The 14,856-nt window shown below is 41.6% G+C and carries 13 protein-coding genes; 10 read left to right on the top strand and 3 right to left on the bottom strand.

Features of this window, described 5'->3' with window-relative positions; genetic code table 11:
• Nucleotides 1–145: 145 nt before the first annotated feature.
• The 7 genes from rpoC (at nt 146) to EL241_RS01550 (ending at nt 10,031) form a co-directional block, all read left to right on the top strand.
• Nucleotides 146–3,757 (top strand): DNA-directed RNA polymerase subunit beta', encoded by a 3,612-nt coding sequence (gene rpoC, locus EL241_RS01520; RefSeq protein ID WP_003757308.1) that lies wholly within the window; start codon nt 146–148, stop codon nt 3,755–3,757.
• A gap of 198 nt (nt 3,758–3,955) precedes the next feature.
• Nucleotides 3,956–4,201 carry a hypothetical protein gene (locus EL241_RS01525; RefSeq protein ID WP_036103517.1) on the top strand — a complete coding sequence of 82 codons (246 nt, stop codon included), beginning with the start codon at nt 3,956–3,958 and terminating at the stop codon, nt 4,199–4,201.
• Between the two features lie 359 nt (nt 4,202–4,560).
• Entirely contained in the window at nt 4,561–6,213 is a 1,653-nt protein-coding gene (locus tag EL241_RS01530) for a glycosyltransferase (protein WP_036103520.1), read from the top strand.
• A 73-nt stretch (nt 6,214–6,286) separates the two neighbouring features.
• Nucleotides 6,287–7,741, top strand: a complete 1,455-nt coding sequence (locus EL241_RS01535; RefSeq protein ID WP_036103524.1) for a glycoside hydrolase family 1 protein — start codon at nt 6,287–6,289, stop codon at nt 7,739–7,741.
• 105 nt (nt 7,742–7,846) lie between these two features.
• Nucleotides 7,847–8,368 carry a GNAT family N-acetyltransferase gene (locus EL241_RS01540; RefSeq protein WP_036103527.1) on the top strand — a complete coding sequence of 174 codons (522 nt, stop codon included), beginning with the start codon at nt 7,847–7,849 and terminating at the stop codon, nt 8,366–8,368.
• A 130-nt stretch (nt 8,369–8,498) separates the two neighbouring features.
• On the top strand, nt 8,499–9,341 hold the full coding sequence (locus EL241_RS01545) for a VOC family protein (RefSeq protein WP_126320289.1): 843 nt from the start codon (nt 8,499–8,501) through the stop codon (nt 9,339–9,341).
• 63 nt (nt 9,342–9,404) lie between these two features.
• The gene (locus EL241_RS01550; protein ID WP_036103530.1) at nt 9,405–10,031 is read left to right on the top strand and encodes a histidine phosphatase family protein; all 627 of its coding nucleotides are present in this window, start codon (nt 9,405–9,407) and stop codon (nt 10,029–10,031) included.
• A 42-nt stretch (nt 10,032–10,073) separates the two neighbouring features.
• On the opposite strand, the gene EL241_RS01555 is transcribed toward EL241_RS01550, so the two are convergent.
• Both EL241_RS01555 and yidA read right to left on the bottom strand, forming a co-directional pair.
• Nucleotides 10,074–11,510 (bottom strand): glycoside hydrolase family 1 protein, encoded by a 1,437-nt coding sequence (locus tag EL241_RS01555; protein ID WP_036103533.1) that lies wholly within the window; start codon nt 11,508–11,510, stop codon nt 10,074–10,076.
• A gap of 122 nt (nt 11,511–11,632) precedes the next feature.
• Entirely contained in the window at nt 11,633–12,448 is an 816-nt protein-coding gene (gene yidA, locus EL241_RS01560; protein ID WP_036103536.1) for a sugar-phosphatase, read from the bottom strand.
• 106 nt (nt 12,449–12,554) lie between these two features.
• On the opposite strand from yidA, the gene EL241_RS01565 reads away from it, so the two are divergent.
• The 3 genes from EL241_RS01565 (at nt 12,555) to EL241_RS01575 (ending at nt 14,553) form a co-directional block, all read left to right on the top strand.
• Nucleotides 12,555–12,992: a GNAT family N-acetyltransferase gene (locus tag EL241_RS01565; RefSeq protein WP_052009047.1), complete on the top strand. Its 438-nt coding sequence runs from the start codon at nt 12,555–12,557 to the stop codon at nt 12,990–12,992.
• 304 nt (nt 12,993–13,296) lie between these two features.
• Nucleotides 13,297–13,971 (top strand): cyclic nucleotide-binding domain-containing protein, encoded by a 675-nt coding sequence (locus EL241_RS01570; RefSeq protein WP_036103538.1) that lies wholly within the window; start codon nt 13,297–13,299, stop codon nt 13,969–13,971.
• Between the two features lie 18 nt (nt 13,972–13,989).
• On the top strand, nt 13,990–14,553 hold the full coding sequence (locus tag EL241_RS01575) for a Crp/Fnr family transcriptional regulator (protein ID WP_036103541.1): 564 nt from the start codon (nt 13,990–13,992) through the stop codon (nt 14,551–14,553).
• A gap of 58 nt (nt 14,554–14,611) precedes the next feature.
• Here EL241_RS01575 and EL241_RS01580 read toward each other — a convergent pair whose 3' ends face one another.
• Entirely contained in the window at nt 14,612–14,848 is a 237-nt protein-coding gene (locus EL241_RS01580) for a hypothetical protein (RefSeq protein ID WP_003757334.1), read from the bottom strand.
• Nucleotides 14,849–14,856: the final 8 nt, after the last annotated feature.

Raw genomic sequence — 14,856 nt, forward strand, 5'->3', positions numbered from 1 at the left:
GCTGACGGAAAAAGTTAGAAATAACGATTTCCGCAACGCAAATTTGTTTTCCGATAAAAATCAAACAGAAGGATGTGGCTGTTAAAGAGGCTTTTGTTTCTTTAACAGGCAGCTTCTTCCGAATTATAATTAGGAGGTTGGGCACTTGTTAGATGTCAATAATTTTGAGTATATGAAAATTGGTCTTGCATCTCCGGATAAAATTCGTTCGTGGTCACATGGTGAAGTTAAAAAACCAGAAACCATCAACTACAGAACTTTAAAACCAGAACGCGACGGTTTGTTCTGTGAACGTATCTTTGGTCCAATGAAAGACTGGGAATGTTCGTGTGGTAAGTACAAACGCGTACGTTATAAAGGCGTAGTTTGTGACCGTTGCGGCGTAGAAGTGACCAAATCCAAAGTACGTCGTGAACGTATGGGACACATTGAGCTAGCTGCTCCTGTTTCTCACATTTGGTATTTCAAAGGTATCCCAAGCCGTATGGGTCTTGTAATGGACATGAGCCCGCGTGCACTGGAAGAAATCATTTACTTCGCTTCCTACGTTGTAACTGAACCAGGCGATACCCCACTAGAAAAGAAACAATTACTTTCTGAAAAAGAATACCGTGTTTACCGTGAAAAATACGGAAAAAATTTCCACGCTGGAATGGGTGCAGAAGCAATCAAAAAGATTCTTTCTGACATCGATCTAGAAAAAGAAACACAAGAATTGAAAGCTGAACTTCAAACAGCACAAGGACAACGTCGTACACGTGCTATTCGTCGTTTGGAAGTAATGGAAGCATTCCGTAATTCCGGCAATGAGCCAAGCTGGATGATCTTGGATGTACTACCTGTTATCCCACCGGAAATCCGTCCAATGGTTCAATTAGAAGGTGGACGTTTTGCAACAAGTGACTTGAATGACTTGTACCGCCGGGTTATCAACCGGAACAACCGTTTGAAACGTTTGCTTGATTTAGGTGCGCCTAACATCATCGTGCAAAATGAAAAACGTATGCTCCAAGAAGCTGTCGACGCATTGATCGATAACGGTCGTCGCGGTCGTCCAGTTACAGGACCAGGTAATCGCCCATTGAAATCTCTTTCTCACATGCTGAAAGGGAAACAAGGACGTTTCCGTCAAAACTTACTAGGTAAACGTGTCGACTATTCCGGTCGTTCCGTTATCGTCGTAGGTCCAAACCTTAAAATGTATCAATGTGGTCTGCCAAAAGAAATGGCGCTTGAATTATTCAAACCATTTGTTATGAAAGAGCTCGTTTCTCGCGGTTTAGCACACAATATCAAGAGCGCAAAACGTAAGATCGAACGTATGGCAGCTGAAGTTTGGGACGTTTTAGAAGAAGTTATCCGGGAACATCCGGTTCTCCTTAACCGCGCACCTACACTTCACCGTCTTGGTATCCAAGCATTTGAACCAACGCTTGTAGAAGGCCGGGCGATCCGTCTTCACCCACTAGTATGTACAGCTTACAACGCTGACTTCGATGGTGACCAAATGGCTGTCCACGTGCCATTGTCTGCAGAAGCACAAGCAGAAGCTCGTCTTCTAATGCTCGCAGCTCAAAACATTCTAAATCCAAAAGATGGTAAACCAGTTGTAACACCATCTCAAGATATGGTACTAGGTAACTACTACTTAACATTAGAACGTGAAAATGCTGTCGGCGAAGGTTTAGTTTTCAAAGATATCAACGAAGCAATGATCGCTTATACAAACGGTTACGTGCATTTGCATTCTCGTATCGGGGTTTATGCTGGATCGATCCAAAATGAACGCTTTACAGAAGAACAACGTAAACAATTGTTGATCACAACCGTTGGTAAATTAGTATTCAACACGATTCTTCCGGAATCATTCCCGTATATCAACGAACCAACGAAATATAACCTTGAAATCGAAACACCTACGAAATACTTTGTCGATACAACAACAGATGTGAAAACGCATATTGCGAACCAACCGTTGATCGATCCATTCAAAAAAGGTATCTTAGGAAACATCATTGCAGAAGTATTCAAGAAGTTCCATATCACGGAAACTTCCAAAATGCTTGACCGCATGAAAGATCTAGGATTCAAGATCTCCACAAAAGCCGGCATCACAGTTGGTATCGCGGATATCTTGACACTCCAAGAAAAACCGGAGATCCTTGAAAAAGCACATGACAAAGTTGAAAAAATCACCAAACAATTCCGTCGTGGTCTGATTACAGATGATGAACGTTATGAACGTGTTATCGGTGTTTGGAATGCTGCCAAAGATGAGATCCAAAATAAACTGATCTTGAGTTTGGAACGCTTGAACCCAATCTTCATGATGCAAGATTCTGGAGCTCGTGGTAACATCTCCAACTTTACACAACTTGCCGGTATGCGTGGTCTAATGGCCGATCCATCCGGACGTATCGTAGAACTTCCGATCACTTCCAATTTCCGTGAAGGTCTAACGGTCTTAGAATACTTCATCTCTACCCATGGAGCTCGTAAAGGTCTTACCGATACAGCCCTTAAAACAGCCGATTCCGGTTACTTGACTCGTCGTTTGGTTGACGTAGCGCAAGATGTTATCATTCGTGAAGACGATTGTGGTACTGACCGTGGTCTAACGATCAAAGCGATCCGCGAAGGTACGGAAATCATCGAACCACTGGAAGAACGTTTGGAAGGACGTTATGCTCGTAAAACGATCAGACATCCGGAAACAAACGAGATCATCGTAAAAGAAAATGATTTGATCACCGAAGATATTGCGGTACAAATCATTGGCGCAGGTATCGAAGAAGTTTCGATCCGTTCTGCCTTTACATGTAACACGAAACATGGTGTATGTAAGAAATGTTACGGTAAAAACTTGGCAACAGGTACAGAAGTGGAAGTCGGAGAAGCAGTTGGTATCATCGCTGCCCAATCCATCGGGGAACCAGGTACACAGCTTACAATGCGTACGTTCCATACTGGTGGGGTTGCCGGAGACGATATCACACAAGGTCTTCCTCGTATCCAAGAAATTTTTGAAGCCCGTAATCCAAAAGGACAAGCTACGATCACAGAAGTTGCTGGTGAAGTCGTTTCGATCGAAGAAGGACGCGATCGCGGTCTAGAAATCACGATCCAAGGTGTTGACGACCGACGTTCCTACACCGTTCCTTACACAGCACGTCTAAGAGTCGAAGTTGGTTCTATGTTGGACCGTGGTGAAGCATTAACAGAAGGTTCTATCGATCCAAAAGCATTGATCCGCGTGCGTGACGTATTATCCGTACAAGAATATCTACTTGCAGAAGTACAAAAAGTTTACCGTATGCAAGGGGTAGAAATCGGCGATAAACACGTCGAAGTTATGGTACGTCAAATGTTACGTAAGATCCGTGTCATGGATACTGGGGATACAAACATCCTTCCAGGAACACTTATGGATATCCAAACATTCACGGAAGCTAACCGCGATACGATCCTTGCCGGCAAACAACCAGCAACAGGTCGTCCAGTATTGCTAGGAATCACGAAAGCTTCCTTGGAAACAGATTCCTTCTTGTCCGCTGCTTCCTTCCAAGAAACAACTCGTGTCCTAACAGATGCGGCAATCAAAGGAAAACGTGACGAATTGCTAGGATTGAAAGAAAACGTAATCCTAGGTAAATTAGTCCCAGCTGGTACAGGTATCGGTCGCTACCGTAAACTGAAATCAGAAGTTATTGCTGACAAACCCGCATTAAGCGAGTCTGACGAAATCACAACATTATAAAAGAAACAATGCTCCTTCATTTCGGTGAAGGAGCATTGTTTTATATCCAAAACATAGTAAAACCACCCTATTCGTGTTATTATGATGATAATAAGACTAGTAAAAATTCCAAACTAAAATCTGTGAGTACTCATGAAAGAAGCCATTCTTTATTTGAGTACTCTTTTTTTGCAGCTACAAAAAAAGGGGGATGTTCTCATGTTAGACGAGCTGAAATGTATCATGCTGCTCTCGATAGAAGCAGGAATACAGCCTTTAGCTTCCAACCAATCAGAAATTGCCGCTAATTTTCCTCATATTAGTTTTACTGAAGGAGATATCACCAAGACCGTGTCATTTCTAAAGGGGAAAAACTTTATCTTGGAAGAGGATCAGCACTTCCGGTTGACTGCTAAAGGGAATGAAGTCGTTAAAAGAATTAAAAAAGCAAGGGATTTTATGTAGGCTAAGCAAGAATAATTGCGAAATCAATGTTAAAATGTTTAACATTTTAGGACAAATTGCTTACAATTCTGCGTTTATTGTTTAGCCAATGAAGAGAAGTGGAATATATCTTCATAAACAAAAACGAAAAGGGTTTTATTTCTCAAAAAATGCAGTCTAAAAGGATGTTTTGCGCTATGAGCAAAAGAGTGAATAGGAAAATTTCTGCCAATATGTGGTGGATCATTATTGTAGCTTTAGTAGTTGTTTTGGCCGCGAGTCTAGTAATTGGATATACAGCACGATTATAAGGGCTAAGAAGAAAGAAAGGCGCGGGGAACGTCTTTTTTTCTTTACCAAAAATAGAGGGAGGAATCAGGATGAACTTGAAAAGCAGTTATGTGAAAAGTTGGTTGGAAGAAGAAATCAAGGAGAACACAGTTGCTTTTGTGATGCAACAAACAGAAGCAGAGATTGTTGAAAAAATTATAGCAGACAATCCGGAATTGAAGAAAAAACAACGGTTTGATCTTGAAAATTTGGAAACTGTAGAAAATATCAGATGCCTAGCCACTGCAGAATACATTATTGCAGATGTAGAGTTACCGACTTTCTTTTCAAAACGAGAAGGGCAAACTTATATCTTTATCAGCTATACCAAAGAATGGAACGCAAATTTGACAAGACTTTTGCTCCATGCCGATTATATTATCGAGCATGAAGGTGGACTGGAACTACCTAAAAACATGAAAACTATCATCGACGGGCAAATAGTGCCACCGAACGATTATACTTTTATCGAGCGGAGAGAGCAGCTGGCAACATCAAAAGCCAAAAAGAATATCGTCATGTACTGTGGCGGTTTCAAGAATAATGGGATCACTTCTTCTGCCCTTAACTTAATGAAAAACTTGAATAAAGATAAATACCAGATCATTGTCATTGAGCAAGAAAAATTACCGTATTATGAAGCCCTCAACTTTAAAAAAATACCGGAACACGTTATCAAGATTCAGATCCCAGGCAATATCAATATTGCTCACGATGAGGAAGAGGTCTTTTTAGATTTTCATTGTCATCCATTAGAACATTTAATGAAAAATGGGCCTACCGGTTTTCTGACTGATGAGATCAAAACGATTTATCAAAGAGAATTACAACGTGTACTCGGGAATACCGAGATCGATATTGCCCTTGATTTTGACGGCTATTTCAAATATTGGACATTGTTGCTCGCTTCCTCTAATAGTCCGAGGAAAATCATTTATCAACATAATGAGATGATGCAAGAGTATAGTAAAAAGTTAGGGAAAGCGTATAAGCACAGAGCAGATCTGAATATCATCTTCCCGCTTTATAATTACTTTGACGTGATCGTTTCTGTTGCCAAACAAACAGGAGAAGTGAATAAACAACATCTGGAACATGTCGTTCAGGATACGAGCAAGATGACCTATATCCACAATTCGATCGATTATGAAGCGATCCTAAGTTCTGCAAAGGAAGACAACGATATCGAGATTCCCTCCGATACTTTCAACTTTGTGACGATGGGAAGATTGTCGCCAGAAAAAAACCATAAAGGGCTGATAAAAGCATTTAAACAGCTACAAGAAAAACATGCAGATACACAGCTTTTTATTATCGGGCTCGGTGAACTAGAAGAAGAATTGAAGAAGTATACCAGCGAATTAGGACTGGAGGATAAAGTCCATATCCTCGGCCAGCTGGAGAATCCTTTTCCGATAATAAACGCATGCGATGCTTTTGTTTTATCATCTATCCATGAAGGACAGCCGATGGTGCTGCTGGAATGTCTGGTTCTTGAGAAGCCGATCGTATCGACGAATATCCCCGGTTGCTACAGTATTTTGAAAGACGGTTATGGTTTGTTGGTGGATAAAAGCACAGAAGGGCTAGTGGAAGGCATGGAAAAACTCTTGTTGGGCTATGAAACTTTTAAAAAATTCGATTATAAAGCCTACAATAAAGAAGCCGTTAAAATGCTGGAAGAAGTCTTGGAAGGAAAGTGATTTCGTTCTTGACATGTAATGCATTACACAGTTTATGCTTGGTTCATGAATAACAGAAAGAGGTGCAGGTTATATGTCAGTAGTGAAGAAATTTCCAGAAGGATTTTTATGGGGAGGTGCCACAGCTGCCAATCAAGTCGAAGGTGCGTATGATTTAGACGGCAAGGGGCTTTCGACAGCAGATATGGTGCGGTATATCCCTAAAGCAGAGCGTACCAAAGATCATGCGTTGGACGTTACGCGGGAAGAAATCGAGGCGATCCTGTCTGGTAAGGAAGAGGGTCGTTTTCCGAAACGCGACGGCATTGATTTTTATCATCATTATAAGGAAGATATTGCTTTGTTTGCAGAAATGGGCTTTAAAGTTTTCCGCCTATCGATCAACTGGGCGCGGATCTTTCCGAATGGCGACGATGCCGAACCAAACGAAGCAGGTCTTCGATTTTATGATGATGTCTTTGATGAATGTCTGAAATATGGGATCGAGCCACTGGTCACATTGTCACATTATGAAACACCGCTTCAATTGACGCTGAAATATAATGGCTGGGCAGATCGACGTGTGATCGGTTTCTTTATGAACTACGCGGAAACGGTTTTTAAACGTTATCGTTCCAAAGTGAAATATTGGCTGACATTCAATGAGATCAATGTGATCACGCTTAGTCCGTATACAGGCGGCGGGGTTTTGGTCGAAAATGCCGAAAATAAACTGCAGCTTTGTTACCAAGCGGCGCACCATCAGTTAGTCGCAAGTAGCTTAGCAACGAAACTGGCGCATGAGATCATTCCAGGATCCCAAGTAGGCTGTATGCTTGCACGAATGGCGACTTATCCTGCTACCAATAACCCAGATGATATTTTAAAGGCGCAGAAATTAAACCAAATGAACCTCTTCTTTACGGACGTACATGCAAAGGGGGAATATCCATTCTTCATGAAACGGTATTTTGAAGAAAATGATATTCATATCGAAAAAGAAGTCGGCGATGACGAGATCTTGCAAGCCCACACTGTCGATTTTATTTCTTTCAGTTATTATATGTCGCTTTCCACATCGAGCAGTCCAGAAGCGCAGACCAGTTCCGGCAATCTAATGGGCGGCGTGAAAAACCCTTATTTGGAAACATCCGATTGGGGCTGGCAGATCGATCCAAAAGGCCTTCGCTATACACTGAATGACTTTTATACCCGTTATGAACTCCCGCTTTTCATCGTAGAAAACGGACTTGGTGCATATGATAAAGTGGAAGCAGATGGCTCGATCCATGATGAATACCGGATCGATTATTTACGCAAACATATCGAACAAATGCAAGAAGCGATCACTGACGGCGTGGAGTTGCTCGGCTATACAAGCTGGGGACCGATCGATCTAGTCAGTGCTTCCACAAGCGAAATGTCGAAACGCTATGGTTTCATCTATGTCGATCAAGACGACGACGGCAACGGAACATTAGCACGTTCCCGCAAAGATTCATTTTTCTGGTACAAACAAGTAATCGAGTCAAACGGAGAAACGTTATAAGATATTTTCCTCGCAAGCCAGTGTAGATCACTGGCTTGTTTTTCTATGTCGAAAAACGCTATAATAAACGTAATTTCGGATTGAACGAGTTGGAGGGAGTTAAGGATGGCAGGAATTTATATACGCCAAGCAAAAGAGAGAGATCTAGTAGCAATCATGCAGATCATTGGAGAAGCAAAGCAGCTGCTGAAACAAGAGGGTAGTCCGCAATGGCAGGATGGCCATCCGAATGAAGAAGTGCTGATAGCCGACATCGCGAGCGGTTGCTGCTATGTACTGATATGCGGAAAAAGGATAGCAGGAACAGCGACATTGCTGGAAGAAAAGGAAAAAAACTATGCGAAGATCGAAGCAGGGAGCTGGCTGAACGAGAATACTCCTTACACGACGATCCACCGTATCGCGATCTCTGCCGAGTACCGCGGAAGGCAACTGGGTCAATATTTTTTCTCCAATCTTATCAGCTTATCCGTATCGAAAGGCTTTTCGCAAGTCCGTATCGATACCCACGAATTGAATGTCCGCATGCAGCATTATATCAAGAAATTCGATTTTAGCTACCGCGGTATCATTTATGTAACACCAGATGAAAATGGAAAACGACTGGCTTATGAATGGAATGGTTGAACAGAAAACTAATAATGTACCGTTTTTTCCAATTTAATGAAACATATACCGGAATAGACGCTGTGCATTGAATACCGCGGTCTACATTCGCTATAATGAAGACAGTCATAACGATTTAGGAGGGCTTCATATGGAGATTGCCGGGCTTCACCACATTACAGCGGTAACGACTGATTTAGAAAAGAATCGCTTCTTTTATGCAGAAGTATTAGGACTTCGAACCGTGAAAGAAGCAGACGAGTCAGAGAAATTCATTTATTATGGGGATGCGTTAGGGACACCGGGGACGTTAGTTGCATTTGTCGAAGAAAAGGAAGCGCTACCAACTATATTCGGAAGAAATCAAATTTCTGTCATCGGTTTTACAGTACCATCCAAAGCTTCACTCGTTTATTTTAGTAAGCGCTTTAACGAATATGATGTTTCATACCAATCCATTACCGAATACGGCCGGGAAGGGATTTCTCTGTGCGATCCCGATGGGTTGAGAGTGCATCTGATCGTTGCAGAAAATGAACTGCTACGGCCTGTGCACCAACTTTGGGAAGAAAGTCCGATACCTCTTGAATATCAGATTTTGGGACTGGGTCCGGTGCGGTTTTCCATTTTCAAAAAAATGCGAACGGATGATATGCTCGTGAAATTATTTGGTTATATACGTAAAGGGGCCTACGAGGAGGATGAGAAATATCTTACTGTTTTTCAAAGCGGACCGGCTAGTGAAATCCATGTAGAATCGCGGCCGGATTTGAGTGTGCAGCCGATTGGAGCGGGAGCAGTCAGCCATATCGCTTTTCGCACTTCCAATGAAGCATCGTTAGAACAATGGCAGGCCTATTTGAAAAAGAAAAAAATCAAACATTCCGAAATCAAAGATCATGGCGCATTTCAGTCGATCTATTTTAAAGAAACGCATGGCTTGCTGATCGAGATCGCTACCGCTACGCCGGGATTTGGCTTGGAAGCAAATTAAGGCTTATCAATTTATTTCCTTCATGATACAATTTAAAAGACAGTATGAAGGAGGAAGTACGGATTGGATAAAAAAGTATTGCGATTCTATTTTATAAGACACGGCAAAACGGAATGGAATATTTCCAGACAAATGCAGGGCTGGGGAGATTCGCCGTTAGTAGAAGAAGGGATCAACGGCGCAAAAGCTGTTGGCGACATTCTTCGAGATATACCATTTGAAGCCGTTTATACGAGTACAAGTAAACGTACACAAGATACAGCTAATTTGATCACGAACGAAAAATATCCGCTTCACCCACTTGAAGAACTGCGCGAAATGCACTTCGGAACTTGGGAAGGCGTTTCGATCTTGGATCTGGACCGCGACTTTCCAGAAGAACGAGAGACCTTCATGACGGATGCGGCGGCTTACACTGCAGAAGTAAACGGCGGCGAAACGTTCTATGAACTGGCTGACCGTGTGCGCGGCGGCTTGGAAAAAATAGTCGCTAACCATGAGGAAGGCAATATTTTGATCGTTTCCCATGGCATGACACTCTCCTTACTACTGCATCTATTGGCAGGCGGTGGCGTAGAGGATTATCGTACAAAAGCTGCCCGCATCTTGAATACGAGCGTAAGTGTTGTCTGCTATGAAGACGGCAAGTATGAGGTCGAGGCGCTTAATCAGGTGGAGCATTTAGTATAAAAAAAGCTTGAGACATTTTTCTGTCTCAAGCTTTTTTCTAACTTATAGTTCCTCACCATTTGTTTCGATCACATGTTGATACCAATAATAACTTTCTTTCGGAATACGTGTCATCGGCGCATCATCGGAGACATCGCGGTCGACGTAGACGAAACCATAGCGCTTTTGGTAGCCGTTCAGCCAGCTGAGTAGATCAGTGAAGCTCCATGTGCAGTAGCCAAGTACCGTAACGCCGTCGCTGATAGCATCGCGGATCGCACTTGCGTGATTTTGCAGATAGTCGATCCGATAACTGTCATTGATTTTGCCATTTTCCAGTTTATCAAATTCACCCAAACCATTTTCCGTGATCAGGATCGGCAAATCATAGCGGCTGTTGATGCGGCGCAAGGCAATGCGAAGGCCTTCAGGATCGATCGTCCAATCCCAGTTCGTCGTTTTCACATAAGGATTGACGACTTTTTTATAAACACCTGGGATTCCTGTTTCTTTGGAAGTTCCTTTTTTACCGGTGGTATTCATTTCAGAACTTTGTGTGACGCCGTCGATCGGGTTGTGAGCGACCGTTGCGGATTGGTAATAGTTCACACCCATAAAGTCCGGCTTGGCAGAACGAAGCAGTTCCATATCACCGTCTTCGATTTGGGGAGCGATCCCTTTTTCTTGCAGGTTTTTCAGAATGCTGGAAGGATAACGACCATTGGCATAGACATCCATCCAGAAATAACTGTTCAATTCTTCGGCATTTTCGGCAGCAAGGACATTTTTAGGATCAGTGTCCACAGGATAGTGCGGCGTATATGCAAAACTTGGACCGATCTTACCAGTTGGCACGATCTCATGAAAAGCATTGATAACGCTTGCATTTGCTAGGTTCGCAATGTGATTGACTTGGTACATGCGCTTCATGTCTTGTACTTTTGGCGGATGAAGAGCAGTGCCATAACCCATTCCAACGAAAATATTTTGCTCATTCAGAGAAACCCAGTATTTCACGCGGTCACCGAATCGTTCAAATAAAATTTTCGAATAATTGGTAAAGTCATCGATCACTTGACGCGATTCCCAGCCGCCATATTCGTCAAATAATGCTTGCGGGATATCCCAGTGATAAAGTGTCAAGACAGGTTCAATGTGGTGTTTGATCAACTCATTGATCAAGTTGTCGTAGAAAGCAATGCCTGCTTCATTGACTTCTCCCTTGCCAGTAGGCAGGATACGTGACCAAGCGACAGAAAAACGGTAGGCTTTGAGGCCCATATCAGCCATCAGCTGTACATCTTCTTTGTAGCGGTGATAATGATCGACTGCAACATCACCGTTTGTTCCTTCAAAAGTAGTACCTGGGATGCGGACGTAATTATCCCAGACAGAAGGCCCTTTGCCGTCTTCGTCCCAAGCGCCTTCGATTTGATAAGCTGCTGAAGCCGAGCCCCATAGGAAATCTTTGGGGAAACTTGTTCGATTTACATGTTCCATCTCATTAACCTCCATTAAAAATATTTACTATTTAATTTTAAAGTATAATCTTTTAAAAAGACAGCAAAAAACTAAAAAAAAACAAGAAAAAAACGGGAAACCGCTTTTTCTTGTTTTTTTGGTTAGTCGTTATTCAAAATAAAGTCTTCAAATACTTTGGCTACGCCGCTTTCGTTATTGGTAGTCGTTACATGGTTAGCCAACTCTTTAATAGCAGGAATGGCATTTCCCATCGCAACGCCCAGACCGGCGTATTCGATCATGGTCGTATCGTTTTCGTGATCGCCGATAGCGATGACTTCGGATTGTTTGATGCCAAGTGTTTCTGCTAACAGCTTGACAGCGTTGCCTTTGCTCGCTTGTTTATTCAATACTTCCAAATAGAAAGAAGCACTGCGGACTAGATTGTATTTCTCGCGGAATTCATCACTGAGTTTCGCAATACCTGCTTCTAGCGTAGGGCCTTCATCGATAAACATCGCCTTCGACATCAAAAAGTCTTCGGGGATATTCTCAATGTCTTCGATCAAGAGCTGACTATTCGTTAGGTAAGCTTCAACGATCGTATACTTACCGACATGACGATTTGGTGTGTAGATGAATTTATCATCAAAGAAATGCATATGTAAGTTTATATCCTTACTAGTTTGATAAATTTCTTCCAGATCTTCTTTTGTCAGCGTCAAATGAGAAATAACTTCTTTTGTAAAGGTGTCTTGAATGAGGGCGCCGTTAAAAGTGATGACATAATCGCCTTCTTCGCGAAGTTCCAGATCACTTAGATACTGGGCCACGCCAACAAGCGGACGACCGGTACAAAGAACGACTTTTACACCCATCGCTTTTGCTTTGCGGATCGCTTGTTTTACTTCCGTTGTAATTTCATGAGCATCATTCAGCAAGGTTCCATCAATATCGATTGCTACTAATTTATACACTATCATAACCCCTTTTTACTAAATTTCTCCTCTAGTATAGCATAGATATTGAAACTAAATGTGATTTGTGTCAAGATGGAGGAAACTGGAAGAAAAGAGTGAAAGAATGAAGTGGCATTATCATATTCAATTTTTAAACAACCAAACAAGAGCTATTTTTGAAACGATCAATGAACAATTAGAGCTGGACAAGGCAAGAGTTTCGGCGATCGAACAGGCGCTAGAAGCAGATAACCGCAATGAATTTATCATCGCTGTCAAGGACAACGACGAAAACCCAGTAGGTCTGCTTTTCATAACTGCTGATACGCCTGCCGATAAAGTATGGACGATCGATAGCTTTGCGCTCGCTCCTGAAGTACAGAAACAAGGGTTGGGCCGTTTGCTGAATCAAACAATCGCAGAATGGGCAGCAGATAGCGGAGCAAATGCATTGCAGATCAAACTTGCAAAAACAGAGACAGAGGCAGCAGCGTTTCTTACGCATATTGGTTATCAAGTAAAAACGGATGCAGAGATCGTAACGTTTCAGCTGACAGTTTGATATCGTTAAAAGAGTTGGGAGAAATTCCCGGCTTTTTTTTATGCAAGAAATGCGGCGTTTGTGCAATAAAAATTTGTAATTTTTAAGTCAAAAAAACAAATTTCTTTTATAAAATGGATAAATAAATGGTTAAAATGCTGATTTTGAGCCAAAAAAGCAATTTCATAGCGATTACCTACTTTTTAAAATATGAAAAATATATGGCGAAACCCCTGCCACTTGCTTGTTTTGAGCAAACGCAAGTCTATCGCAGCCCATGTTCTATCTGTAAGATAGAAATATAGATGCAGGGGGTTGATAATAGTTGGACTTTTTTGAGATGCAGCAATTTATTACCGCCGATAAAAGTATAATCGAATATATTCTGCATAAAGTTAGAGGCAAAGCCATCCGGTACAAGAGAAGAAACCGTCTATACTTGCAAAAAGAGAAAATGTATATCGTTTCAGAAGGAGTCTTTATCCGAAAAGTCGGTGGAAGACAAAAAACGGGAGTAGAATTTCTGGATGACAGCACAGTACTATTTGAATATTTTTATCGAACGATAGATTCTGAGATCATTGCACTTACAGCCAGTGAAGTTATTGAATTAGATGCCAATGAAGTTATTGATGTCCTGGAAAAAGGGGAAGTACTCTCTGTCCTATTGTTTTATATTTTGGAACAGAGCTTGATAAACAGATATTATTTTGAGCGGCAATTTGATTTTTCATGCGGCGATCGAGTTGCGCTGTTTTTAAAAGAAGCCGCCAGAAGATTTGGGAAGAAAGCGGAGCAGGGGGTGCTGCTACCTAAGTTTTTAACGATCCAGCTGATTGCTTCGTATTGTTGCTGTTCCCGCGGAATCGTTGCAGAGACGCTGAATCTTTTTCGGCGGCAAGAATTGCTGAGCCAATATGAAAGTTACTGGTATATCCACGACATCGAAGCATTTCATCATGCCACAGATAGAAACACTGAAGTATCTCCGATTATATAAAAAGTGAGGCGAATGAAAATGAAAAACAACAAATTGAAGGTCTATAAAAATAATCAAGAAATCTGCGAAACAGGTAATTTTATGATCGTGGAGGGAATGATAGTCCGCCATACCAGTGATCAGCTCATCAACATCATCAAAGAGGGTGAGATCCTTTTTGACGATGCAGAATTTTTGTGTCCGATTTTTCATTATAAAGCAAAAGGGAATGTTGTCTTATTGGAGATTGGGGATACATTTATCCTGCAATCATACGATATGTTGAAAAAAGAAGCAGAACAAGCTGTGATGAAAAAGATTGAAAATAAGATCAAGATCATGTCATTGTCGGCAGAAGAACGAATTAAAGATTTTTTTGTTCAAGTTGGGGAAGAAATCGGAATCAAGGAAGATAGCAGCTGTACGATCCCGGCGATTTTTACGCAAGAGGAGATCGCGAAGTATACCTTCGTTACAAGGGAATATTTGAATGTTATTTTGAAGCGGTTCTGCAAGGTTGGACTGCTAGAAGCTACTAGGCAGAAATGGATTATTTTATTCTGGGAGAAGTGGATAGAGAAAGAAATGGTCAAAAACAACTAGTGAAAACAGAGAAAAACCGAGAAGATAATCGATCTTTCCGGTTTTTCTCTTCTAATCATCAATGGAATTTGATAGTACCTAAAAACGTCAATATTTTATTATAATCGATATTGTTGAGGGTATTAAATTGCGCTTCTTCTAACTGGTTGAACTGCTCGATCAGATAGTAGGCAGTAAGATAGCGAGTCAGCATCATTTTACTAGCAGCAACATCATTATTTTCTTCTGGCTGAAATCCCGCAATAACATGATAGGCAAATTTCTCCGGATCGATATAGATTTTCTTTGTTTCCATATCATAAG

It is taken from the genome of Listeria grayi, assembly GCF_900638015.1.
Classification (GTDB): domain Bacteria; phylum Bacillota; class Bacilli; order Lactobacillales; family Listeriaceae; genus Listeria; species Listeria grayi.